Origin of the sequence: Nonomuraea sp. NPDC050643 (genome assembly GCF_040654715.1) — a bacterium.
GTDB lineage: Bacteria > Actinomycetota > Actinomycetes > Streptosporangiales > Streptosporangiaceae > Nonomuraea.
Window position 1 is genome coordinate 40,969 of the sequence record NZ_JBFAIM010000054.1, and the last position, 23,774, is coordinate 64,742.

Genomic DNA, 23,774 nt, shown 5'->3' on the forward strand with positions numbered 1-23,774 from the left:
ACGACGGTTGTACGTTCGGGGCGATGGTCTGAGGCAGCGACGGTGGGGCGGATTGAGGCAACGATGGCGGGGCAGCCTGGCCGGCGACAGCGGGGCGGGCTGAGGCAACGAACGCCGTACGTGCGGGGTGATGGGCTGGGGTCAGGTCGGCCGTACGTTCGAGGTCGGCCGTGCGTACGGCGTGATGGTCTGACGTGATGATGGTCGTGGGGTCAGGGGGAGAGTTCGAGTAGGTGGGTCGCGGCTTTTTTGATCGACTCCGGCTTGGAGTACATCGGCAGCAGATCCCCCTTCGCCCACGCCTCCGCCTGGTCCCAGTAGTTGGTGTGGAAGGCGTGCCCCGAAGCGCCCGTCAGGTTGATCCAGCGGGACTTGTCCAGGTCGGACAGGTCGATGACCATGCGCATCGAGGGTACGGCGGTGATCCCGTACCCCCTCTGGACGTTCCAGCCCGTGGCGTTCACCGCGTCCTTGCCGCCGGGCACGCCGAGCGGCCCGCGGTTGAACAGCGCCTCGATCGGCCAGATACCGGAGGTCCCCAGCGTGCCGTTGACCAGCTCCAGCCGGTGCAGGTCGCCCCAGCGCCATGACTTGACGTCCTCGCCGAGCGCTTCGGCCAGCTCCTGGTGGGCCGAGGCCATCGCCTGGCGGAGGATGTCGTCGCGGGTCTCGGTGAGGTTCTTGGTGGTGACGTCATCCCAGAAGGGGTCGTCCGGGAGGTTGAGGAGCCCCCTGATGACCTCGTACCAGCGGTCGCCTCCGGCGGGCCTGGCCGCCTCCGGCAGGTCGTCGTCGAACGTCAGCTTGAGCACCTGCCGCCACACCGCGTTGAAGTAGGCGGCGGCGGCCGAGTCGAGGCCCTGCTTGCGGTCCCACGTCTTCAGCAACTGCCTGGCCTCGCCGGCGGGACCGGCCAGGTCCACCGCCATCAGGGCCGGGACCAGCGTCTCCGCGAAACCGTTGTGGGTGTCCTGCTGGATCCTCGCCATGGTCGCCGCGTCGATCGGGCCCTTCTTGATCGCCTCCTTGATGAGGTCGCGGATGCGCTCGGAGCGGTAGCCCTGCGCCCAGTCCGCGGTCAGCAGGGGTTTGTACCGCTTGGGGTCGATGACGGCGTTGTTGGCGGTGACGATGAAACCGTCGGCCGGGTCCTGCACGGAAGGGAGCTGGTCGTACGGGATGGGGGCGGTCTTCCAGTCGTACTCGCCCGTCCAGCCGGGCACCGGCCAGGTGCCGTCGCCCTTCTCGCGTACGGGGATGCGCCCCGGTGCCTGGTAGCCGATCCTGCCCGCCGTGTCGGCGTACACGAGGTTCTGGGCGGGCACCTCGAACAGCGAGGCGGCCGCCTTGAACTCCTCCCAGTCGCCCGCCTTGTTCAGCGCGAAGATGGCGTCCACCGTCCGGCCGGGCGTCAGCGCCGTCCACTGCAGCGCCACGGCGTTGGCCTCGCCGCTGGGACGGGCGTCCGCCATCACCTCGTTGATCAGTGGTCCGTGCCGCGTGCTCTTGACCGTGATCGTGACGGGGGCGCCCCCGGCCACCTTGATCTGCTCTTTCCTGGTCTCCAGCTTGAGCCGCTGGCCCCTGTACAGGTACGTGTCCCCCTCCACCTGCTCAAGGAAGAGGTCGGCCACGTCGGGCCCCAGGTTCGTGAAGCCCCACGAGATCTTGTCCGTGTGCCCGATGATCACGCCGGGGACGCCGGAGAACGTGTAGCCGGTGACGTCGTACTGGCAGTCTTCGGTGATCTTCCGGCAGTGCAGCCCGGCCTGGTACCAGACGGACGGCAACTGCGGCGACAGGTGCGGGTCGTTGGCCAGGAGGGGTTTGCCGCTGGCGGTGTACTCGCCGGAGATCACCCAGGAGTTCGACCCGATGCCCTCGCGGTCCGCGGCGCTCATCGTGCTCGGTACGGAGTCCAGCGTCCTGGCCGCCTGCGTGAACACCCGGTTCGAGCGAACCCTCGGCACCGCGCGCTGGTCGAAGCGGTCCTGCTCGACGGCGCCCTCGTTGACGATCGGCGTGTGGCGGTCGAACGGGTAGCCGGGGTAGAGCTGCTCGACGCGCTCCCTGGGGAGCTTGGTCAGCGCGAGCGCGCGGTCGATCTCGTCCTCCATGTTGGACCGCAGGTCCCAGGCCATGGCCTTGAGCCAGGCCACGGAGTCGACCGTGGTCCACTTCTCCGGGGTGTACTCGCCGTTCTGGATCTTGAGTACGGAGTATTCGAGGCTGCGGTCGGAGGCGTTCGGGTTGGCGCTGAGCCAGGCGTTGACGCCCTTGGCGTACGCGTTGAGGTAGCCCTGGGTCTGCTGGGCCAGCTCGGGCAGCTCCTGTTCGGCGACCTTGCGCCAGCCCATGGTCCTGAGCGCCTTGTCCTGGTCGAGCGTGGCCCGGCCGTACAGCTCGGAGAGGCGGCCGGAGGTCAGGTGGCGGCGGAAGTCCATCTCGTAGAAGCGGTCCTGGGCGTGGACGAAGCCCTGGGCCATGAAGAGGTCCGCGGAGTTGTCAGCGTAGATGTGCGGGATTCCTGATTTATCACGATAAATCTCCACACTTCCGGTTAAGCCGGGCAGGCGTAACGATCCCTCCAGCTGCGGGAACGACTTGCGCACCGTGTAGACGAGGACCCCGGCCAGTACGAGGGCCAGGGCGAGGAGCACGGTCAACACCCGAGCGAACCACCGCAACGGCCACGGCATCCACGCGTAAGGCCTCACCGACACCTCCTCTTTGCGAATTCGCCGCATCAAGTTTGGCAGTTCGCGATCACTCCTCCGGCCGCCTTCAACACTGCCGGAAAGGACATTCGGGACGGTCGTCACAGGGGAGAACGAAGGGCTCACAACCCGCGCCCGCCGCCCGCCCTGAGGGCGGGCCGCGCCATGGGGGAGCGTCTCGCGGCGATCGGCACATGTTCGGTGAGGGGCGGGGTCGAGGGCATGCGGGAGCTTACAGAGGTGCCTTGCGGGGTGTACGAAGGCGGCTCTCACGAGTGCATATGTGTGCCCGGGGATGCGCGAAGGTGGCATGCGGAGGCGTGGAAAAGAGGTGAGCGAAGAGGGCGAAGGCGAGTGCAGGAAGGGGATGGGCGCGTGGAGGGAGGGGGCGAGGCGCGGCTGAGAGGGCGTCAGAGGCCATGAAGGGCGGTGGGCGCGGGCGTACAAAGGGTCCGCGCCCACCATCGGCGGCTCGCGCCACTCAGGGCGTCGCGTCGAGACTCAGCCAGGCTTCACGCCGGAGAGTCCGGTAAAGAGCGTCGCGACCGCAGGCGTGCCGCACGCCACAGTCCGGCAGAGCGTCGCGACTCAGGCGGGCCTGACGCCAGGGTCCGGCAGGGCGTCACGTCGGGGTGGGGCGGGGGCCTGACGTCAGACCTCGGCCCGACCCTCACGTCAAGCCCAGGTCTGACCCTCGGACGTGTCCGAGACCCGCACCCCCATCTCGGCCAGCTCGTCCCGCAGCCGGTCCGCGGCCTCCCAGTCCTTCGCGTCCCTGGCCCGCGCCCGCGCCTCCAGCAGTTCCCCGGCCCCGGCCGGCAGCACCCGCGCCTTGCCGATGTCCGCCGACAGGTCCAGCCCCAGCACCTGATCCAGGTGCAGGAACGTCTCGAACTTGGCCCCCGGCGCCACCGACTCGTCCCGCTCGAGCTCCCGCAGGATCCGCAGCGCCGCCGGCGTGTCCAGGTCGTCGTCGAACGCCGACTCCACCCGCTCGGCGTACGCGGTGGCCATGGGCGCGCTGATCGACTCCGACCACTCGGCCACCCGTGTCCGCCACCTCCGCACCGTGCGGTCGGCGGCCTTCAGCGTGTCCCACGTCAGGTTCAGTTGCTGCCGGTAGCGATGCTCCAGGAACGCCATCCGTACCGCCAGCGGATCGAGCCCGGCCGCCACCACGTCGGACAGCAGCACCACGTTCCCGGTCGACTTGGCCATCTTGCGCCCGTCGAACAGCAGGTGCTCCCCGTGCACCCAGTGGCGCACCACCTCGTGCCCGGCCGCCGAGTCGGACTGCGCCCGCTCGTCCTCGTGGTGCGGGAACCGCAGGTCGATCCCGCCGATGTGCAGCTCGAAGCTCGACCCGAGGAAGCGCAGCGACATGGCCGAGCACTCCACGTGCCACCCGGGAAAGCCCCGCCCCCACGGCGTGTCCCAGGTCAGCTCACCCTCCGAGGAGGGCTTCCACAGGGCCCAGTCGGCGTGGAAGCGCTTGCGGGGATCGACCGCGTCGATGCGGTGGGCGGGCTTGAGCGCGTCGAGACGGTTCCCGGAGATCTCGCCGTAGGTGGGGAACGTTCGTGCGTCGAAGAACACCGACCCGTCGGGCACCGCGTACGCGTGCCCCTTCTCGATCAGCTTGGCGATCAGCTCCACCATCAGGTCGATGCTCTCGCTCGCCCGGGGCGTGTGCTCAGGCGGGCGCAGGTTGAGCGCGGCCGTGTCGCTCCTGAAGGAGCTCTCGTAGAAGCGCGCCAGCTCCAGCGGCGAGCGCCCCTCGGCCCGCGCCTGCGCCAGGACCTTGTCCTCACCCTCGTGGGAAACCGCCTGGCGGGAAGCAGCCTCGCCGGAAGCCACGTCGCCGAGAGCGGCCTCCCCGGAGGGGTCCTCGATGAGATGGCCGACGTCGGTGATGTTCTGACACGCCACGACACGCACCCGCCGCCGCTCCAGGACCCGTCTGATCAGGTCGGACAGCAGGTAGGTGCGCAGATTGCCCACATGCGCGTGGCGATAGACCGTCGGCCCGCACGTGTACATCCGCAGCGCCCGCCCGGCGGCGATCTCCTCGACCTGCCGGGTACGCGTGTCGTAGATCCGCAACATCTCCCGAGCTTAGCCCGGCGTCATCCGCCCAGGAAACCGAGGATGTCCCTGTCGCCGCGCTCGCGCAGCCTGCCGAGAACCTCCTCGCGCGTCGCCGTGTCGGGGAGCCCGATCCTGGCCCCGATCAGCCGCAACCCCTCCATCTCCGAGCTGACCGGAGCGGTGTAGCCGAACAGGTAGAGCGCCCGGTTGATGGGCGGCATCCCGACGGGCGCGGCGGGCAGGTAGCGGGTCAGCAGCTCGCCCCCGTCCGACACGGTCAGGAAGACGTGGTCGCCCTCGTTCGCCTTGTACTCCGCCAGCACGTTCCTGATCGACCCCATGGTGGGCTGGTTGTGCCAGCTGATCACCACGTCGCCGGACGGCGCGGAGGCGGTGAGCTGCCCGCCGGGCGCCATCCCCAGGTACGCCGCGAACCCTGTCGGCAGCGGCGACCCGGACCCGCGCAGGTGCTCGGCGTTGACGTCCACCCGGTGCCACCAGCGCCCGTCGCGCGAGCGGAAGCTGCGCCGGGTCTCCGAGACGTCCTTACGCGGCTGGTACGGCTCCGCCTCCCCACCGGGCGCGGTGCCCGCCACCCGGATCCACCCCCGCTGGGTCCGCTCGAACCCCGGCCCGCCCGAGTACGCGCGTACGGAGCTCTCGCTCACGTCGTAGCGGGCGGTCAGGTTCGTCACGATCGTGCTCACCGACGCCTCGCCGCCGGCCCGCTCGATCTCCCTGGCGATCATCTCCCTGATCCCCAGGTATTCGTCCCCGCCCCACCTGGTCAGGCCGTACTTGTTCCGGTCGACCCGGCGGAAGCGCTCGTCGGCGGTGAGCTGGTTGCGGATGCCGACCAGGCTGTAGTCCTCGCCGATGCGCTCCTGGATCTCCTCCGGCGTCAGCGGCGCTCCCTCCACCGCCAGCACCGCCTCGGCCTTCTCGTTGATGCTGCGCGGCCACGGCACCACGTGCTGGCCCAGCAGGCGCAGTTGCGGGACGGCCAGGATCCACCGCTCCGCGACGTCCTCGCGCACCCCGAGCTGGGCCACCATGGACACCGCCTCACCGAGCGGGCGCGGCCCGTCGGCGAAGAGCTGGCGCGTCTTCTCCCTCAGGTCGTCGGCCCCGCCCGCCACCAGCCAGCCGTCGGACTGCTCGTAGCCGGTCAGCAGCGTGCGTACGAACCGCCATGCCGGGATCCCCAGCGAGCGCAGGTCGGCCCGGTGCCACGGCACGGCGGCCTGCAGGTCGTCGGCCGGCACCGCGGAGCCCAGCCGCCCGCGCAGCCAGGCGACGTGCGCCACCAGCGGGGCCGCGTCCGGCTTGCCGAGCCAGGCCTCCACGTGCTCGCGCAGGTCGCGCTCGATCTGGCGGATCCGCTCCCGCGTCACCGAGAAGCGCTGCGCCAGCTCGTCCAGCGTGGCCCGCTGCGCCGCGTACAGCCGGTCGCGGGCGATGGCCCGCTGCCGGTCGTCCAGGGCGCCGAACAGTTCGTCGATCAGGTCGGGCAGCGGCTTGTCCGGCCGGGACGGCGCGGGAACCGCCTCGGGCGCGGGCTCGAACAGCCGTTCGAACACGCCGATGAACAGCTTCTGCACCACGTCCTTGCCCAGCGTCTCCGGCGTCCGCTCCGCCTCGGCGGGGTCGGAGAAGCGCAACAGCGGCAGGATGTCGCCCAGCATGAGATGACCCCAGGAGGCCACGGCCAGGTCGGCGAGGTGGCCCGCCACGGTCTGCGCCCCCACGATGCCGCACGCGCGGTCGAGGGGGATCGCCTGCCACCAGGCCTCGGGCAGCTGGGGCTCCTCCACGATCGGCGCTATCAGACCAGGGGAGGTCCAGCGCAGGGGTGGCGCGAGGTCGCTCAGGCTGAGGTTCATTGAGGTCCAACCGGCAAAGGGAAGATATCCGCAGTTCAGACTATGTGATCAGAGGGGTAAAAACGGGCTGCCTCTTCCGGAATGGGAGATATAGAGCATCGAGCGGGCACGGGTGCAGGCGACGAACAGTATGCTCCGTTCGCGCTGCAGGGCACGAGCCCGGTCGTACGGATCCTCCGGCGGCGGCTCGGGCACCACGCCCTCCGCGACGCCGACGAGGGCCACCCGCTCGAACTCGTGTCCCTTGAGATGCTGGAAGGTCGAGGCCCGTACGTCCAGGCCGTCGATCGCCTTCCTGGCCGCCCGCACGAGCCGCGGCGTACGCGCGCCGACCGCGATCTCCCCGGCCGGCACACCGTCCGCCAGCCACGACTCGACCATGGCGCGCAGCCCGGCCAGCTCGGCCTCCGGGGTGTCGTACATCCTGACGATCGGCCGCTCGCCGTTGTGCGTGGCGGTGAAGCCGTACATGTCGGTGGCGCCCTTGACCAGGCCGGTCGAGGGGCCGCCGCCGCGGAGCCGGACGACGAAGGAGAGCAGTTCCTGGGGCAGGCGGTAGGAGAGCTTGAGCGTGTGCTGCGCGGCGGGGATCCCGATCGCGCCGAGCGCCACCCGCGTGTCGGTGACCCGCTGGTGCGGATCGCCGACGATGAACAGGTCGTCGCGCGCGTGCGGCGCCGCCGCCCGCAGCAGCCGCCACTGCGCCGTGCTGATGTCCTGAGCCTCGTCCACAACGATGTGACGGTACGGCTTGTGCGCCGGATCCACGTCGTCGAGCAGATCACCTGTGGCGATCGACAGCAACCTCAGCGCCTCGTCGGTCAGCTCGGCCAGCGAGCGCGCCCCGGGCCCGACCAGGGCGGGCCGGCGGCCCTCCGCGTCGGCCACGATGCGCAGGGCCAGGCGCTCGGGGTTGTCCACCTCGACCCGCTTGCGGATCACCTCGTCCTCGATCAGCAGGTCCAGCTTCGCCGACAGCTCCTCGGCCAGCCCCTGCGAGAACGTCACCAGCAGCACGGGCCCGGCGCCGCGCGTGGCCAGGTGGGCGGCCCGGTGCAGGGCGATGACGGTCTTGCCGGTGCCCGCGCCGCCCACGACCAGCGCCGGGTGCTCGAAACGGGCCGCCCTGGCCAGCCGGTGCTGGGGCGGGTGCAGGAACACGCACCACTGGGGCGCCTCCAGCACCCGGTCGAGCGCCACCTTGTCGGGGACGAACACCGCCCGGTCGGGGCTGCGCCGCAGCGCCGCGTACAGGTCCTCGGGGTCGATCGGCCCGCTCTCCTCGTCGGAGGAGCGCCAGGCGTCCAGCTCCCGCCACGCCTCCGCCAGCGTGCCGCCACGGGCCAGCACGGCGAGCGGGACGTACTGGGTGGGCGGCAGCAGCGGTTCGAGCGCCGCCACGTCCGCCTCGGTCGTGATCAGCCGGAACAGCGGCAGCGCGTGCGCGTCCAGGCCGAGCCCCAGCAGGTCGCCGTCGCAGATCGGGTCGAACAGCCGCGTGGACCCGGCGGACCTGCGTAATGCCGGCTCGACCCGTTCGAGGGCCTCGGCGTCCCACTCCTCGACGACGCCGATCACGGGGTTGACGCCGTAACGGTGGCGGCGGCCGTACGACCAGGCCTCCGGGTCGGGCAGCACCGCGTGCAGCCAGTAGACGTCCCGCTGGCGCACCACCACCCCACGATGGCCCGGCGCCAGGCGCAGGGTCGCGACCCTCGGGTCCCTGGCGCCCCTGACCCTCTCGGGGTGCGGGGCGCCGGACACGTTCAGCAGGAATCGGCGCAGCGCGACCACGGCGTCCCTGCGCACCGGCTGGTCCAGTGCGCTGAGCTCCCTGGGAAACTCAGGGCCGATCGCGAGCCGCGGCACGGGGGCTCAGTCCAAGAGTTCGAGCAGATCGCGGTCCCCGCGTTCGCGGAGCCTGTCGAGCAGTTCCGGCAGGACCACGGGGCCCGTCATGCCCACCCTCGTGGCGATCACCCTGGCCGCCTGGTCTCGGGTGCCCCCAGGGGCCGTGTACCCGACGAGGCGCAGCGCCTTGGTGATCTTCTCGGCGCCCTGGGCGGCGACCGGGAGGTGCCTGGCCCGCAGCACGCCCTCGTCGGACAGCGTCAGGAACAGGTGACCGCCCTCTCTGGCGCCCACGTCCATGAGGAGGCGCTCGATGGACTCGAGCACCGGTCTGCCGTGCCAGGTCATGGTCAGCTCGCCCGCGGCGCTCCTGACCGTCCTGCTCTCGCTCGGCGCCAGCCCCAGGTACGACGCGAACCCCGTCGGCAACGCGCACTCACCTCCGGCGAGCTGCTCGGCGGTCACGTCGATGCGCAGCCACCACCGGCCGTCGGGCTGACGGAAGCAGCGCCTGGTCTGGGAGACGTCCTTGGGCGGCTGATCCTCCTGCTCCTCCTCGACCTGCCCGCCGTTCAGCTCATTGAGCGGCGGGGCGACCGGCGTGAACGCCTGGAACTGCGGCGGCCCCGGCGGGGGCACCAGCTCCACCGGCCCGAACGCCGACTGCGGCACCTCCACCGGCTGCTGCTGCGCCTGGACAGGCTCGGCCTGCGGCGGCGGGGCCAGCGTGGCCAGCACGAACTGCCAGGCCGGCACCTCCAGCGCGCGGATCTCCACGTTGTGCCAGTCGGCCGCGCCGATGAGCTGCTCCTTGGGAGCGGCCGGGCCCAGCGTCCTGACCAGCTCGTCCAGATGCGCCCGGTACGGGGCCGCCTCCTCGCTGGCCAGCCAGTGGTCGAGACGGGTACGCAGCTCGTCCTCGGTGGCGGCGATCTCGGCCGGGGGGACGGCGAAGAGCTTGGCGAGCTGGTCGACCGCCGAGGGCTCGTCGGTGAAGACCCGGTTCTGCGCCACGGCCCAGCTCTTGTCGTCGAGCCCGGCGAACGCGGCCTCGATGAGCTCGGGCAGCTCCTGCCCCTCGCCATCGCCCCGCCCGTTCATCCCGGGGTCGGCGGCGACGGGCTCGGCGATCTCGGCACCGGCATCCGCCTCGGCGACGGGCTCGGCCGCGTGCTCCTGCTCGGAGACCGGCGCCTCGGCGTCGTCGCGCTCGAAGACGTCGGCTTGCTCGAAGACGTCGGCCTGCTCGAACGCGCCCGCACGCTCGGCGGCGTCCGCACGCTCCACGAGGTCGCCTTGCTGGTCCGCGAGGTCGCCTTGCTGGTCCGCGAGGTCGGCCTGCTGGTGGGCGGCGCTCTCCTGCTCCCAGGCCGCCTCCCGCTCCTCGACGCCCGGCGTCCCGGCGGCCTCCTCCTCGGGCCGCTCGGACTGCTCAGGCTCCTCGGGCCGCTCGGACTGCTCGGCTTCCTCAGCCTGCGCGGCCTCCAGAGCGACCGCCTCCTCGGCCGCCGGCTCCGGCTCGGGATCCTCGGCCGCGTCCAGCACAGGCACGGACTCAGGCTCAGGCTCAGGGCCCTCATCCGAGACCGGCTCGGCGTCCGCGTCCACCACCCGCTCGGCCTCGTCGGGCGCACCCTCCTGAAGGGCAGCATCCTCCTGATGGACGACCGGATGGACAACCGGATGGACGACGTCCTCATCCTCGACGCGAACCAGCCCGATGGACGGGAACTGGGCCACGATCCCGGGCGCGGGGATCGGTGCGGGGATCGGTGAGGGGATCTCGGAGAGCCGCTCGTGCTCCTCCTCGGCCACCCGTCCCCCGACGACCGCCTCGGCCGCCTTGGCCAGGTGCCCGGCCGGCTGCTCGGGGCCGTCGAGCACGTCCCCGGCGGCGAACGGCTCGTGCCCGGCCTGCTCGTAGGCGGCCGGCTGCTCCTGGCGGGCGTGGTCATGGGCCGCCTGCTCGTGCGCGGCCTGCTCGTGGGCGAAGGGCTCGTGCGCCAGAGGCTCCTGCGCGGCCCGCCCGGCCGCGTCGGACCCGGCCGCGTCCCGCCCCGCCGCGTCCCGCCCCGCCGCGTCCCGTCCCGCCGAGTCCCGCCCGGCCGTGTCTCGCCCGGGGAGGGCGATCCCGGCCAGGTGCGGGTGCGCGAGACGGACCAGGATGGCCGAGAACAGCGTGTTCAGCACCGGCCGTGCCTGGATGAAGGGCTGGTCCACCAGCTCCCTGCTGGTCAGCGCCAGCAGCCCGGCCCACGAGCCGGCCCGGTCGAGGGCGATCGCGACGGCGGGCTCGTCGGCGTCGTCCGGGTCCAGCACGTACAGCGCCGGCAGGACGTCGCCCACCGCCGCCGCGGGCCAGTGCTCCAGGGCGATCTCCGTCAGCAGCTCACCCAGCGAGTCGGGGCCGATCGCCGCGAGGACCCGCGGTATCGGCAGACTGCGCCACCATGCGTCCGGCAAGTCCGGCTGCCCGGTGAGTAGCGTGATCGTCGACGCGTCGCTCCACCTCAACGGTGGTACGAGGTCGCTCAGGCAGAAGTTCATCCCGTTCCGTTCACCAGCCCCTCACGCCGCCGCAGCGGTGCAGCCATAATCTCGCCGCCCACGGAACAGACCATAGTCCGGCAAAACAGCCCTACGCATCCCGCACGACGCATCAACGCCGAACAGCGGCAAAGCGTAGACGCACGTAGTCGGCCATCCAGCCAGTCTCCCTGCGAAGTGCGGGCGCGGCCAGTTCGTTGACGCGACGGAGCAGGGGCTCCACGATCTCCGGCGGAAGCCCTTCGAGCACCGAGGCGGCGAACATGCGCACCCAGTCGGCAGCCCCGCCGGGGCACTCGTCAAGGGGGGTCGGCCGGTCGAAGTATTCGAGCAACCTGACGACGAACCCCTCCTGCTCGAGGCGGCGGGCGTACTCGGCAGGCGTGGGAAAGTACCACGGGAGCTCGGGCTCGCGCAGGCCGTATTCGCGCCACGCGGTCAGCATCGCGGCGGTCAGCTCGGCGCAGTTGCCGGCCCCGCCCATCTCCGCGACGAAGCGCCCGCCAGGCTTGAGAGCCTCGCGGACGCTCGCGATCACCGCGCCGGGCTCGCGGCTCATCCAGTGCAGGGCCGCGTTGGAGAAGACCGCGTCGTACGGGTCCACGACCGTGAAGTCATGCCCGTCGCCGATGATGAAGTCGATGCCGGGGAACTGCGCCAGAGCCTTCTCGATCATGGCCGCGGAGCCGTCGATGCCGAGGACGTCCGCGCCTCTGAAGGCGATCTGGGCGGTCAGCACCCCCGTGCCGCAGCCGAGGTCGAGCACCCGCTCGTCGGGCCGGGGGTCGAGTAGGTCGAGCAGCGGCGCGCCCTGCGTAGAGACGTAGCCGAAGCTGCTGTCGTAGGCGCGACTGTTCCACCGCTCCAATCCCGGTGTGTCATATCGCAAGACGATCAGCTCTCATTCGATCAGACATCGGGCCCCCGTGGCCGTGCTGTCCGTTCACTTTAGAGCCTGAACGTCCCTACGACATATCAAGTCACAACGGACTCATCCCACACTCTTGGTCCATTCCCTCTTCAGGTACGCCTTCGCGGCATCTGCCTGCGGAATCGTCATGAGCACGGGAGGACCGGGCGTCTTGGGCAATTTCGCGGCCTGCTCGGTGTCGAGGGTGCCCTTCATGAGCATCGCCTCGCCCCGGGCCGGCCTGGCGAACCCCTTCTGGAGCAGGTTCTGGCCCTCGTCCGAGAACAGGAACTCCTGCCAGAGCCGGGCCGCGGCCGGATGCGGGGCCGCCTCGTTGATCGCCTGCACGTGGTAGCCGCCGAGCGGCGCGTCCCTCGGGATCGTCACCTTCCAGGTCTCGGGCCCGTGGGCGCTGCGGGCGGCGTTCAGGTGGTCCCAGGCGACGATCGTGTTGGCCCTGGACGGATCGGTGAGCCGCCCGGCCTGCTTGAGCTTGCCGAACAGCGCCACGCCCTGCTCGGGCTCCGGGACCCCGGAGCGCATGGAGGCCGCCATGACCCCGTCGAAGGCCGCCGCCGAACGCAGCGGGTCGCCGTCGAGCGCGACGCGGTAGCCGGGATTGACCAGGTCGGCGAAGGAGGCGGGGGGCTTGACCGCGCGGGGGTCGTACCCGATGGACATGTAGCCGCCGTAGGCGGCGTACCAGGCGCCGGACGGCTCCTTGACGTCGTCGGGCACGTCCTGCCAGCCCTGCACCTTGTACGGCGCGAACCGGTCGGCCCCGGAGACCGCCACGTCCATGGTCAGGTCGAAGACGTCGGGCTTGAGCGCGGCTGCGGCGTCCAGTTCGCGCCGGCTGCTGGCGCCGGGCTCCAGCTCGACGACCTTGAGCCCGTACTTGTCGGCGAACGTGTCGATGATCTCGCCGAAGCCGACCCATTCGCGGGGCAGCCCGATCACGTTGAGCTGGCCTTCGCGCTTGGCGGTCTCGGCGAGTCGCTCCATGGTGCCGAAGCCGGCCTTCATCGAGGTCGCGCGCGCGTTGACCGGCGGAAGATTCTTGGTGTCGGTGGAGGTGGGCTCCGTGGACGACGCGCCGCACCCGGCGCTGGCGAGGATGGCTGCTGCGGCGGCGCAGGTACGTACAGTCACACAACGAATACTTACTGTTACATTCGCCCAGGTCGAGGAGGCGCGGCCGGAACGACCTTGGCCGCTACCAGTGTCTCTTCCGGGATCTCCACCACAGTGCCGTCCCTTTTGCGGACTTTGAGAACTCCGTCCTCCCACGACACGAGGATCCCGACCGCGTCGCGGAACCCTTCAGGAACGCGCCTGCGGGTGGTGATCCGGGTGCCGATGTCCTGACTTGTGATGGCGATGACAAGGCGTGCGGCCACGAGTTTGCCACCCTCCGTTTCGGCCAGCCGGCAAGCACGGCAATACTAGGGCGTAGCAAACCGCGGTCGAAGTCATGCCATGGTGCGGAGAAGAAGGAGCTCGAGGTGACCTACGTCATCGCGCAGCCTTGCGTGGACGTCCTGGACAAGGCGTGCATCGAGGAATGCCCCGTCGATTGCATCTACGAGGGCGAGCGCATGCTTTACATCCACCCCGACGAGTGCGTGGACTGCGGCGCGTGCGAGCCTGTGTGCCCCGTCGAGGCGATTTTCTATGAGGACGACCTTCCCGAGCAGTGGAAGGACTTCTACAAGGCGAACGTGGAATTCTTCGAAGACCTCGGTTCGCCCGGAGGTGCGTCGAAGGTGGGCAAGATCGAGAAGGACCACGCGGTGGTGTCCGTCCTGCCACCGCAGAGCGAGGGCCACTAGCGAGGTCCCGATGGACACGCCGTGCGCGGGGGCATCCAGGAGGATGCGCCCCGTTCACGCGGCGTACGCACGCGCCTCAGTACGGCAAACGCAACACCCTGGAGAATCGTGAACAAGCTGCCAGACTTCCCCTGGGATCGGCTGGAGCCGTACAAAGAGCGTGCGCTGGGCTATCCCGGCGGGATCGTCGATCTCTCGATCGGCACGCCCGTCGATCCGGTGCCGCAGATCGTCCAGGACGCGCTCGCGCACGCCGCCAACAGTCCCGGCTATCCGTTGACCCGTGGCACCAAGGCGCTGCGCGAGGCCGCGGCCGGGTGGCTGCGGCGCAGGCACGGCGTCACGGTGGAGCCGCAGGACGTGCTCCCCGTGATCGGCTCCAAGGAGTTCGTCGGCTGGCTGCCCACCTACCTGGGCGCCAAGCGGGTGGTCTTCCCCGAGCTGGCCTACCCCACCTACGACGTGGGCGCCCGGCTGGCCGGAGCGGTGGGCACGGCGTCCGACAGCACGATCGCGCTCGGTCCCGAGCACGTGGACCTGCTCTGGATCAACTCGCCCGGCAACCCCACGGGGCGGGTGCTGCCCGTCGAGCACCTGCGCAAGGTCGTGGCCTGGGCGCGCGAGCGCGGCACGGTCGTGGCCTCCGACGAGTGCTACATCGAGCTCGGCTGGGACGAGCAGCCGGTCTCCATCCTGCACCCCGACGTCTGCGGCGGCTCCCACGAGGGGCTGCTCGCGGTCCATTCGCTCTCCAAGCGCTCCAACCTGGCCGGCTACCGCGCCGGGTTCGTGACGGGCGATCCCGTCCTGGTCAAGCGCCTGCTGGAGACGCGCAAGCACGCCGGCATGCTGATGCCCCAGCCCGTACAGGCCGCGATGACGGTCGCGCTCGGCGACGACGCGCACGCCGACCGCCAGCGCGAGCTCTACGGCGCCCGCCGCGCCCTGCTGCGCCCCGCGCTCGAGAAGGCGGGGTGGAGCATCGACCATTCGACGGCGGGTCTGTACTTCTGGGCGTCGAACGGGCAGAGCGCTTGGGATCAAGTGGGCAAACTCTCCGAAATCGGCATTTTGGTCGCGCCGGGCGAGTTCTACGGATCAGCAGGTGGACGCCACATCCGCATCGCGCTCACCGCATCAGATGAGCGGATCGGTGCGGCAGTGCTCCGGCTCCAGTAGGATCGCGCGTCATAGCCAGCCGAACGGGCTTACCCGCATAAATTGATAAGGGCTTATGCCGAGGCAGACCGCGAGTGGAGCGAGCTGATCGATGAGCATGACCTCCATGGTCGTTCTCGGGCTGAGCATCGCCACCGTCCTGCTGTTGCTGGGGGCGTTTCTGACCACCCTGCGGCAGGACAGAAAGGGCCGCACGAGCGCGCCGCCGGCCGAGGTCGCTCCGATCGAGAGCCCGATGCCGGCACCGGTGAGTGCTCCCGGGCATGCCGGCACCGACTACACCGACCCGCGCACGATCCGGGTCGGCGACCGGATCGAGGTGCACGGGTCACCCGCGCGCGTGCTCGGCGCCATGTACATCTCCTGGCAGGGGCAGCAGTGGACCGAATACCTGCTGCGTGACGTCTCCCGGCGCTTCCAGTGGCTCTCGGTGGAGGTCAGGGCCGGCGACCCGCCGCATCTGGAGGTCCAGCTCTGGACCGAGGTGCCCACGCAGGGCATGGTCCCGGCCAAGAGCATGCTCATCATGGAGGGCGTGGAGTTCTTCCCGATCGAGCGGGGGACGGCGGCCTTCAGGAGCGAGGGCGACACCGGCAACCCCGACCGGGGGCTGCTCGACTTCGCCGACTACCGCGCCTCCGACGGGCGGCTGCTCTCCTTCGAGCGCATCCAGGGCAGCGCCTGGACCGCCAGCTACGCCCAGCCCCTCCCGCCCGGCTCGATCTCCATCGTCCGCCGCGCCTCCTGACCCCGCGCGGGCCAGGGGGCGGGCTAGCTCAGGTCGACCTGGCGGGTCCCGGACTTGCCGCCGGTCTGCCAGCCTTCGAGCTCGACGTTGTTGACCCAGGTGGCCCCGCTGTAGCCGACCCGGTTGAGCGCGTATTTCTCGGCGTGGGCCACCGACCAGGCCGCCACCAGCCACCCGCGCTTCTTCGTGGTGATGACCGTGCTGCCGAGCGCCCTGGCGAGCTGCTTGCGCGCATCGGTGGCCTTGGGCTGCGGCACGGGACTCTTGCCCGGGGGATACCAGCAGTGGACGGCCTGGGGCACCCGCCCGGTGAAGCCGCCCGCCAGGATCTTCCCGTCGGACTCGTGCGGCGCGTACGCGTAGCCGCCCGCCGACCGCTGCACTGCCTGGGCCGCCTCCGCCAGCGGGATCTTGCGATAGTTCTTCACCTTGACCAGCGCGGCGAAGAACTTGTTCGTGGCGTAGACCGGATCCATGAGCTGCTTCTTGCTGCCCCAGCCCTGCGACTCGCGCTGCTGGAACACCCCCACCGAGTCGCGGTCGCCGTAGTCGAGGTTCTCGAGCTTCGACTCCTGCAGCGCCGTCGCGTACGCGATCACCACGGCCCGCTCGGGCAGTCTGCGCCGAGCCGCCACGGCCGCGATGGTGGCCGAGATCTGGGCCTGCTCCGGGCTGAGGTAGAGCTCGCCGTCCGGGGTGCGCACGGTGCAGTGGGCCTCCGGCACGGCCAGCGGTGTCGCCTTCTTCAGCAGGTGGTAGAGGCCCACGGAGATGCCGACCGCGAGCACGACGACGATGATCGCGATGGTGATGACTCCACGGGAGAAGCGCAGGCGCACCCTGAAAAACCTACCCGGCCGGATAAGCTCCGTGGCCATGAGTCACGTGAGCACCTCGTCACCGATACCCCCTGTGGTGGACGAGTTGTGGGAGCGCCGCGCTGAGTTGTCGCCGGCCGACGTCGAGGCGCGCCACCTGGTGGTCGGCGCGGTGGACCTGCTCGACCGGGGCGAGGCCAGGGCAGCCCGCGTGGTGGGCGGCGAGGTGGTCGTGGACGAAAGGGCCAAACGGGCGATCCTGCTCAGCTTCAAGGTGCTCGGCATGCTCCGCTCCCAGGTGGGCGACTTCCACCACCATGACCGGCACCCGCTGAAGAGCTCCCTGGACGGCGTACGCGTGGTGCCGGGCGCGATCGCCCGCTGGGGCTCCTACCTGGCGCCCGGGGTGGTGCTGATGCCCTCGTTCACGAACATCGGCGCCCACGTCGACTCCGGCACGATGGTCGACACGTGGGCGACGGTCGGATCCTGCGCCCAGATCGGCAAGAACGTGCACTTGTCCGGCGGCGTGGGCATCGGCGGCGTGCTGGAGCCGCCCAACGCCGTGCCGGTGGTCGTCGAGGACGGCGCGCTGATCGGCAGCCGGGCGATGATCGTCGAGGGCGCCCGGGTCGGCGAGGGCGCGGTCGTCGGCGCTGGAACGATCCTTTCGGCCTCGATTCCGGTGATCGACGTCCAGACGGGCGAGGAGCTGGCGCGCGGCCGGATCCCCGCCTGGTGCGTGGCCGTGAGCGGCACGCGGCAGAAGGAGTTCCCCGGCGGCACGTTCGGCCTGCCGTGCGTGCTGGTGCTCAAGCACCTGGAGCCGGGGCAACGGCATGACAAGGCGGCGCTCAACGAGGTGCTGCGGGAACATGGGGTGAACACCTGATGCTTGACCTGACCCAGGACGTACGCGAGCTGACCGCCGCGATCGTGGACATCGAGTCGGTGAGCGGGAACGAGCGGGCGCTGGCCGACGAGGTCGAGCGGGCACTGTCCGCGCTGCCGCACCTGAAGGTGGACCGCTCGGGGGAGACGGTGGTCGCCCGCACCGAGCTGGGGCGCGCCGAGCGGGTGCTGATCGCCGGGCACCTCGACACCGTGCCGGTCGCGGCCAACCTGCCCAGCCGGGTGGAGGGCGACCTGCTGTACGGCTGCGGCACCTCCGACATGAAGGCCGGCGTGGCGGTCGCCCTCAAGCTGGCCGCCACCGTCCCCGCCCCGAACAAGGACGTCACCTACGTCTTCTACGACTGCGAGGAGGTCGAGGCCGAGCGCAACGCCCTCACCCGGATCGCCAGAGACCACGCCGACTGGCTGGCCGCCGACTTCGCGGTGCTGATGGAGCCGACCGACGGCGTGATCGAGGGCGGCTGCCAGGGCACGCTGCGGGCCGAGGTCACGGTGGCCGGCAAGCGGGCCCACAGCGCCAGGTCGTGGTTCGGGGTCAACGCCATTCACGGGATCGAGCCGGTGCTGGCCAGGCTGAACGCGTACGAGGCGCGGCGGCCGGTGGTGGACGGGCTCGAATACCACGAGGGGCTGAACGCGGTCGGCGTGCGGGGCGGGGTCGCGGGCAACGTCATCCCCGACCTGTGCGTGGTGAGCGTGAACTACCGGTTCGCGCCCGACCTGTCGATCGAGGCGGCGCAGGCGCACGTCCGGGAGGTGTTCGAGGGGTTCGAGGTGGGCTTCGTGGACGCCGCGCCCGGGGCCAGGCCGGGGCTGACGCATCCGGTGGCGGCGGCCTTCGCCGGGGCCGTCGGCGGCACACCGCGCGCCAAACTGGGCTGGACCGACGTGGCCCGCTTCTCCGCGCTGGGGGTCCCGGCCGTGAACTACGGTCCCGGTGATCCGAATCTGGCGCACCAGCAGGGCGAGTACGTGTCGCTGTCGAAGATCGTCGAGAGCGAGCGGGCGATGCTCGACTGGCTCACAATATGAAAGTGGCCTTCCTCGCCGGCCATTTGGCGGGGAAGACCACTTTCAGTCCCGAGCAGCACCCTCGGCAGTTAGACGCGGGGGAGTCGAAATTCGGTTCCCTGGTTTTTTCAAGATTTTTTAGGCGACTGTTTTGCCCCGGTTACCTGGGGTTTCGCCCTGAGGGGGCAGCCTAGGCTTCCGTACGGGTAGGGCAAACGGCCGCGTTCGAGAGGGACTAGCGTGATCCACATGGAACAGAACCGTCGGGAACGCCGCCAGGGTCAGGCCGTCGTCCGCGGCAACCTCGTCCCCAGCTCCACGCACGACCAGCGGCTGCTGGCCCGCCAGGGGTCGGCCGACTGGGTGCACATGGACCCGTGGCGGGTGCTGCGCATCCAGGCCGAGTTCGTCGAGGGGTTCGGCCAGCTCGCCGAGCTGCCGCCGGCGGTCACGGTCTTCGGTTCGGCCCGCACCCCGCACGGCTCGGCCGAATACGAGATGGGCCAGGCGCTGGGCCGGCGGCTGGCCGAGACCGGCTACGCCGTGATCACGGGCGGCGGGCCCGGCGTCATGGAGGCCGCCAACCGGGGCGCCAGCAAGGTGGACGGCGCGGTGTCGGTCGGGCTCGGCATCGAGCTGCCGTTCGAGCAGCGCATGAACGACTACGTGGACCTCGGCATCGAGTTCCGCTACTTCTTCGTGCGCAAGACGATGTTCGTGAAGTACTCGTGCGGCTTCATCACCCTGCCCGGCGGCTTCGGCACGCTCGACGAGCTGTTCGAGGCGCTCACCCTGGTCCAGACGCGCAAGGTGACCTCCTTCCCCGTCGTGCTGATGGGCTCGGAGTTCTGGGGCGGGCTGCTCGAGTGGATCAAGGGCACGCTGCTCGGCACCGGGAAGATCGCGCCCCAGGACCTCGACCTGATCACCGTCACCGACGACGTGGACGAGGCCGTGGAGTTCATCGTGGACGCCGACCGGGCCCGCTCCAGGCAGCGCGAGGAGGAACTCGAGGCCACCGGCGCCCAGGTCGCGGAGCCCCAATAGGCTTGCCTTCTGTGAACATCTGCGTCTTCTGCGCCTCGAGCCTCAACATCGACGACAAATACCTCGGTCTCGCCACCCAGGTGGGCACCGAGCTCGGCAAGCGCGGCCACACCCTCGTGAGCGGCGGCGCCACCGTCTCCTGCATGGGCGCCGTCACCGCGGCCACCCGCGCCGCGGGCGGCCGCACGATCGGTGTGATCCCGCAGGTGCTGGTCGACATCGAGATCGCGGACAGGGAGTCCGACGAGCTGATCGTCACCGAGGGCATGCGCGACCGCAAGGGCCTCATGGACGCCCGCTCCGACGCGTTCCTCGTGCTGCCCGGCGGCATCGGCACGCTGGAGGAGCTGTTCGAGATCTGGACCGCGCGGGTGCTCGGCATCCACGACCGCCCCCTCGTGGTCCTCGACCCCTGGGGCCTGTACGAGCCGCTCAAGAAGCTCGTCGGCACCATGTACGACGAGGGCTTCACCCGCCCCAACGTCTTCGACGCGATCTCCTGGACCTCCACCGTCGAGGAGGCGTTCGCCCGCCTTGAGGCGCGCCCGCAGCCGGTCAGGCCCAGCGTCGCCGAACTCGGCGAGGCCACCGGCTGACCGGCCGCCTGACCGGCCGCCTGACCTGCGCAATCGCCGCGCCCGCCAAGCCCGGGAACGCACCGGCCGCGGCAAGTGCGGGACCTCGTGCCCCGATGGTGTGAGTACGATGCCAATGTGCTGGTCATACTCGCCATCGCCGCCATCGCCATCCTGGCCTGCGTGGTCTTGGTCTCCCTCGGCCGGGGCGGTGAGCTGACCGAGTTCCCGCCGGACGTGCCGCCGCTCGACCTGCCCGAGGCCGGGCAGCTCACGGCGGTCGACTTCATGGCGCTCCACCTCCCGGTCAACCTGGTCGGCTATCACACGCAGAGCGTCGACGAGACCCTGCGCCGCGCCGCCACCGCGATCAGCGCGCGTGACACGCGGATCGCGGTGCTGGAGCAGCGGGTCTCCGAGCTGCTGTCCAGCCGGCTGTACGCGCGGCAGGAGGTCTATGCCTCGCCGGGCGCCGGGCCGCGTACCGAGCACGAGCCCGAGGCCCCGGCCACCGAGCGGGAGCTGCCCGAGTCGGGCGACCCGGTGTCGGCCAGCGGCGCCACGGTGGCGTGGGACGGCGGCGCCGAGCTGCGCCACCCGCCGGAGGAGCCGGAGTGGCGGGTCCCCGAGATGAAGCCGGACGACGACGAGCCCGCCGCCGCGAAGCCCGACGACGGTGAGCCCGCCGCCAAGGACGACGGTGATCCCGCCGCCGCGAAGGCGCCGGACGAGCCCGCGCGAGACGAGCCCGGCGACTCCGAGGAGCCGGCGGGGGCCGAGGAGACGCGCAACGGTGAAGTGCATGACGACGAGAAGCCCGTGCGGGCCGCGTCGGGCAAGGACGGGGACGAACGGGCTTGAGTGAGCCGATCATCCGCTGCGCCTGGACGGGCATGGCGGATCCGATGTACATCGCCTACCACGACGAGGAGTGGGGCCGCCCGCTGAAGGGCGATGACGAGGTCTTCGAGCGGGTGGCGCTGGAGGCGTTCCAGTCGGGCCTGTCGTGGCTGACGATCCTGCGCAAGCGGGAGAACTTCCGCGCCGCCTTCGACGGCTTCTCGATCCCGAAGGTGGCCGCGTACACCGAGCACGACGTGGAGCGCCTGCTCGGCGACGCGGGCATCATCCGCAACCGCGCCAAGATCGAGGCCGCGATCGGCAACGCCAGGGCCGCGCTCGACCTGCCCGAGGGCCTGTCGGAGCTGGTGTGGCGGCACGCCGACCCCGACTCGCCGGTGCCGAGGACGATGGCCGACGTGCCCGCCATCACCCCCGGCTCGAAGGCGCTGGCCAAGGAGCTGAAGAAGCACGGCTTCAAGTTCGTCGGCCCGACCACGGCCTACGCGCTGATGCAGGCGATCGGGCTGGTCAACGATCACATTGAGGGTTGCGTGGCACGTACGCGCTGAGCTCGACGCTGTGGCTGCGCCCGAGTGAGCCGCCGAGCCGGACGGTGATGACGGGCCGCTTGCCGGGCTCGACCGAGACGGTGTCGTCGGCCCGCACCACCCCGCGCGCCGGCCGGTCGAGCGTGATCCTGACGACGTCCACCGTCCTGCTCGGGTCGGACACCGACAGGTGGAGCCGCTCGCTGGCCCGCCGCAGCATCACCATGCACGGCGCGTCCACCTCGACGATCCCGGCGGTCCCCGCTGCCCAGAACGTGGCCCCGAACAGCGCCCGCGCCTGGACGGCCTGCACTTCGGCGGTGTTCGCCAGCACCCGCACCGGGCGCAGCCCGCGGAACTTGCGGGTGCGCTCACGGGTGGCGTTCGGCAGCAGGATGTAGGCGTAGCCGGCCTCATAGGGGTTCTCGCCGTGGTCGAACCAGAACGTGACGTAGCGGCGCGTGACGGGGTCGAGGGCGCCCTTGGTGTCGTCGCCCGTGTTGATGTCGCGCCACCTGCCCGTACGCGTCTCCACGAGGCTCAGGGCCCCGTCGAACACGTAGCCGCCCACCCCCGCCAGATGCGCCCAGCCGTCCCCCACGTACGGGCTCTCCTCCGTGGCCCGGTTCTCCACCACGGTCTCGATCGTCCGGCCGTCGAAGCTGGTGATGCCGCTGCCGAGCGCCACCACGACCGTGTCCAGGCAGAACCACGACTTGCGCGCCTGCAGGCTGGCCCCGTCGCTGATCAGCTCCATGGAGGCGGCGCCGTACAGCCCTTCGAGCGCCACGCCGCCCGCCCACGCGTTCGCCGGCCGGTACGCGCGGAAGTCGAGGTCCGCCCGCTCCCGCGTGTCGACCGTCGTCCCCGGCAGCCGGTACGGGTCCACCGTCGGCCAGAAGTCCTGCCCGAACTGGCCCAGGTCACCGGTGTAGAGGTAGGTCATGCCGTCGCCGGTGTACCACCCGTGCGGGTTCTCCCCGTTGATCGCCTCGTAGGCGGCGATCCGGCGCGACGACATGCTGATGGCCAGGGACCAGCCCGGACGCCGGTACACCACCCGGTCCATCGAGGAGAACACGAAGTGCCCGACGGGCCCCGGGGCCGCCTCGGCCGTCTTGTCGTCCAGCACCGAGACCGCCCGCCGGGTCTCCGGCACGTCCGAGTGCTCCAGGTAGGGCCGGACCTTGCCGCGCTCGATCCACCCCTTGACCAGCTCCCTGAACCGGCTGCGGCACGGCTCGGGCGCGGTCCGCGCGAGCAGCAGCACGGCCCCGATCGCCTGGTGCCCCGCCACGCTGTCGGAGAACGCCTGCCGGGTGGCGGCCCGCCCTCTGACGGTGTCCATCAGCAGCCCGTCGTGGATGAACGGCGCGAAGGAGCGCTCCACCGCGTCCAGCACCACCCGCCGCCCCGGATCGCTCACCTCCCACGGCGACCCGTGCAGCAGCGCGAGGACCTCGGCGACCGCGGTGAGCAGCGACAGCCCGTACGACCCGGTGTACGCCACGTCGCCGTGCTGGATGAACGACCCGTCGCGGTAGAACCCGTCACCCGATTCGGCGTAGCGGAACACGCTGTGCCGCCCGCCGTCACGCACGTCGGACAGCCCGTCCCTGGCCAGGGCCAGCTTCTCGGCGCTGCGCCCGGCCACGCCGCGAAAGGCCACGATGGACGCCTTGTCGGCCCGGTTGGCGCCGCTCTCGCTGGCCTCGGGCCGCCCCGCCCGCCGATCGGCGTCCGGGCAGAACCGGTCGATCGCCCTCAGGTAGGCCTCCATCCGCCCCGCGTCGAGCCGGTCGCCGAGCAGCACGCACACCCGGGCCAGCTCGGCGGGCGTGCCGATCTCCCAGAACCACCAGTTGCCGGTCTCGGGCAGCCCCTCGTTGTAGTGCCCCTCGTAGAGCAGGTCGAGCGCCCGCACCACCTTCGCGGGCACGGAGTCGTCACCGTGCTGGGCCGTGCCCGGTGTGGCCCAGGCCGTCGCGATCAGGCGCAGGCGGCCGTAGCTGCCGGTCACGTTGCCCGCCCGGCCTTCGAGCGGCAGGTCGGGCCAGATCACGCCGGGGACCATCTGGGCCAGCCAGTCCGCGGCCGTCTCGCTCAGCGTGGCCAGCGGCCTGGCGTACACGGGGTCGGAGGCGTCGAAATCGCCGCCGGTGAGCAGGTGCACGGCCGTCACGCGGAGGGCGTCGAAGTCGTGCGGAGAGGGCGAGCGCGAAGCGTCGGAGTGGCGCATGGCGCTAGCTTTACTCATAGGCG

The 23,774-nt window shown here is 70.9% G+C and carries 19 protein-coding genes; 9 read left to right on the forward strand and 10 right to left on the reverse strand.

Going from position 1 to position 23,774, the window contains the following annotated elements:
• Nucleotides 1-212: 212 nt before the first annotated feature.
• The 8 genes from AB0I15_RS47225 to AB0I15_RS47260 form a co-directional block, all read right to left on the reverse strand.
• Nucleotides 213-2,699 (reverse strand): penicillin acylase family protein, encoded by a 2,487-nt coding sequence (locus AB0I15_RS47225; protein ID WP_358112262.1) that lies wholly within the window; start codon nt 2,697-2,699, stop codon nt 213-215.
• A 693-nt stretch (nt 2,700-3,392) separates the two neighbouring features.
• Nucleotides 3,393-4,823 carry a cysteine--tRNA ligase gene (cysS, locus tag AB0I15_RS47230; protein WP_358112101.1) on the reverse strand — a complete coding sequence of 477 codons (1,431 nt, stop codon included), beginning with the start codon at nt 4,821-4,823 and terminating at the stop codon, nt 3,393-3,395.
• Between the two features lie 20 nt (nt 4,824-4,843).
• Entirely contained in the window at nt 4,844-6,619 is a 1,776-nt protein-coding gene (locus AB0I15_RS47235) for a sigma factor-like helix-turn-helix DNA-binding protein (RefSeq protein ID WP_358112104.1), read from the reverse strand.
• Between the two features lie 117 nt (nt 6,620-6,736).
• Nucleotides 6,737-8,557 carry a UvrD-helicase domain-containing protein gene (locus tag AB0I15_RS47240; protein WP_358112107.1) on the reverse strand — a complete coding sequence of 607 codons (1,821 nt, stop codon included), beginning with the start codon at nt 8,555-8,557 and terminating at the stop codon, nt 6,737-6,739.
• Between the two features lie 6 nt (nt 8,558-8,563).
• A complete protein-coding gene (locus tag AB0I15_RS47245; RefSeq protein ID WP_358112110.1) occupies nt 8,564-11,002 on the reverse strand; it encodes a hypothetical protein in 2,439 nt (812 codons plus the stop codon).
• A gap of 196 nt (nt 11,003-11,198) precedes the next feature.
• Entirely contained in the window at nt 11,199-11,975 is a 777-nt protein-coding gene (locus AB0I15_RS47250; protein WP_358112113.1) for a methyltransferase domain-containing protein, read from the reverse strand.
• 102 nt (nt 11,976-12,077) lie between these two features.
• Nucleotides 12,078-13,148 carry an ABC transporter substrate-binding protein gene (locus tag AB0I15_RS47255; protein WP_358112116.1) on the reverse strand — a complete coding sequence of 357 codons (1,071 nt, stop codon included), beginning with the start codon at nt 13,146-13,148 and terminating at the stop codon, nt 12,078-12,080.
• Between the two features lie 17 nt (nt 13,149-13,165).
• On the reverse strand, nt 13,166-13,396 hold the full coding sequence (locus tag AB0I15_RS47260; protein WP_358112119.1) for a hypothetical protein: 231 nt from the start codon (nt 13,394-13,396) through the stop codon (nt 13,166-13,168).
• Between the two features lie 105 nt (nt 13,397-13,501).
• On the opposite strand from AB0I15_RS47260, the gene fdxA reads away from it, so the two are divergent.
• The 3 genes from fdxA (at nt 13,502) to AB0I15_RS47275 (ending at nt 15,755) form a co-directional block, all read left to right on the forward strand.
• Entirely contained in the window at nt 13,502-13,828 is a 327-nt protein-coding gene (gene fdxA, locus AB0I15_RS47265) for a ferredoxin (RefSeq protein ID WP_358112122.1), read from the forward strand.
• Between the two features lie 108 nt (nt 13,829-13,936).
• Nucleotides 13,937-15,007 carry a succinyldiaminopimelate transaminase gene (dapC, locus tag AB0I15_RS47270; RefSeq protein WP_358112125.1) on the forward strand — a complete coding sequence of 357 codons (1,071 nt, stop codon included), beginning with the start codon at nt 13,937-13,939 and terminating at the stop codon, nt 15,005-15,007.
• A gap of 91 nt (nt 15,008-15,098) precedes the next feature.
• Nucleotides 15,099-15,755, forward strand: a complete 657-nt coding sequence (locus AB0I15_RS47275) for a DUF4178 domain-containing protein (RefSeq protein ID WP_358112128.1) — start codon at nt 15,099-15,101, stop codon at nt 15,753-15,755.
• A 23-nt stretch (nt 15,756-15,778) separates the two neighbouring features.
• Here AB0I15_RS47275 and AB0I15_RS47280 read toward each other — a convergent pair whose 3' ends face one another.
• Nucleotides 15,779-16,594: a hypothetical protein gene (locus tag AB0I15_RS47280; RefSeq protein ID WP_358112132.1), complete on the reverse strand. Its 816-nt coding sequence runs from the start codon at nt 16,592-16,594 to the stop codon at nt 15,779-15,781.
• A 37-nt stretch (nt 16,595-16,631) separates the two neighbouring features.
• Here AB0I15_RS47280 and AB0I15_RS47285 point away from each other — a divergent pair, with 37 nt between their 5' ends.
• The 6 genes from AB0I15_RS47285 (at nt 16,632) to AB0I15_RS47310 (ending at nt 21,533) form a co-directional block, all read left to right on the forward strand.
• Nucleotides 16,632-17,465 (forward strand): 2,3,4,5-tetrahydropyridine-2,6-dicarboxylate N-succinyltransferase, encoded by an 834-nt coding sequence (locus AB0I15_RS47285; RefSeq protein WP_358112135.1) that lies wholly within the window; start codon nt 16,632-16,634, stop codon nt 17,463-17,465.
• The gene (gene dapE / locus AB0I15_RS47290) at nt 17,465-18,520 is read left to right on the forward strand and encodes a succinyl-diaminopimelate desuccinylase (RefSeq protein WP_358112138.1); all 1,056 of its coding nucleotides are present in this window, start codon (nt 17,465-17,467) and stop codon (nt 18,518-18,520) included. The genes AB0I15_RS47285 and dapE overlap by 1 nt, the downstream gene beginning before the upstream one ends.
• A gap of 228 nt (nt 18,521-18,748) precedes the next feature.
• Nucleotides 18,749-19,546, forward strand: coding sequence for a TIGR00730 family Rossman fold protein (locus AB0I15_RS47295; RefSeq protein ID WP_358112141.1), 798 nt, complete (start codon nt 18,749-18,751; stop codon nt 19,544-19,546).
• 11 nt (nt 19,547-19,557) lie between these two features.
• On the forward strand, nt 19,558-20,142 hold the full coding sequence (locus tag AB0I15_RS47300) for a TIGR00730 family Rossman fold protein (protein ID WP_358112144.1): 585 nt from the start codon (nt 19,558-19,560) through the stop codon (nt 20,140-20,142).
• 117 nt (nt 20,143-20,259) lie between these two features.
• A complete protein-coding gene (locus tag AB0I15_RS47305; protein ID WP_358112147.1) occupies nt 20,260-20,982 on the forward strand; it encodes a hypothetical protein in 723 nt (240 codons plus the stop codon).
• A 32-nt stretch (nt 20,983-21,014) separates the two neighbouring features.
• A complete protein-coding gene (locus AB0I15_RS47310; protein WP_358112265.1) occupies nt 21,015-21,533 on the forward strand; it encodes a DNA-3-methyladenine glycosylase I in 519 nt (172 codons plus the stop codon).
• Here AB0I15_RS47310 and AB0I15_RS47315 read toward each other — a convergent pair.
• A complete protein-coding gene (locus AB0I15_RS47315; RefSeq protein ID WP_358112150.1) occupies nt 21,493-23,751 on the reverse strand; it encodes a polysaccharide lyase 8 family protein in 2,259 nt (752 codons plus the stop codon). The two genes, AB0I15_RS47310 and AB0I15_RS47315, sit on opposite strands and share 41 nt — an antisense overlap.
• Nucleotides 23,752-23,774 lie beyond the last annotated feature (23 nt).

Excerpts from the sequence above, each read along its gene's own strand:
- cysS (WP_358112101.1), bottom strand. The coding sequence starts at position 4,823 with ATGTTGCGGATCTACGACACGCGTACCCGGCAGGTCGAGGAGATCGCC.
- AB0I15_RS47225 (WP_358112262.1), bottom strand. The coding sequence starts at position 2,699 with ATGCCGTGGCCGTTGCGGTGGTTCGCTCGGGTGTTGACCGTGCTCCTC.
- AB0I15_RS47275 (WP_358112128.1), top strand. The coding sequence starts at position 15,099 with ATGAGCATGACCTCCATGGTCGTTCTCGGGCTGAGCATCGCCACCGTC.
- AB0I15_RS47315 (WP_358112150.1), bottom strand. The coding sequence starts at position 23,751 with ATGCGCCACTCCGACGCTTCGCGCTCGCCCTCTCCGCACGACTTCGAC.
- dapE (WP_358112138.1), top strand. The coding sequence starts at position 17,465 with ATGCTTGACCTGACCCAGGACGTACGCGAGCTGACCGCCGCGATCGTG.
- AB0I15_RS47285 (WP_358112135.1), top strand. The coding sequence starts at position 16,632 with ATGAGTCACGTGAGCACCTCGTCACCGATACCCCCTGTGGTGGACGAG.
- AB0I15_RS47295 (WP_358112141.1), top strand. The coding sequence starts at position 18,749 with ATGGAACAGAACCGTCGGGAACGCCGCCAGGGTCAGGCCGTCGTCCGC.
- AB0I15_RS47310 (WP_358112265.1), top strand. The coding sequence starts at position 21,015 with ATGGCGGATCCGATGTACATCGCCTACCACGACGAGGAGTGGGGCCGC.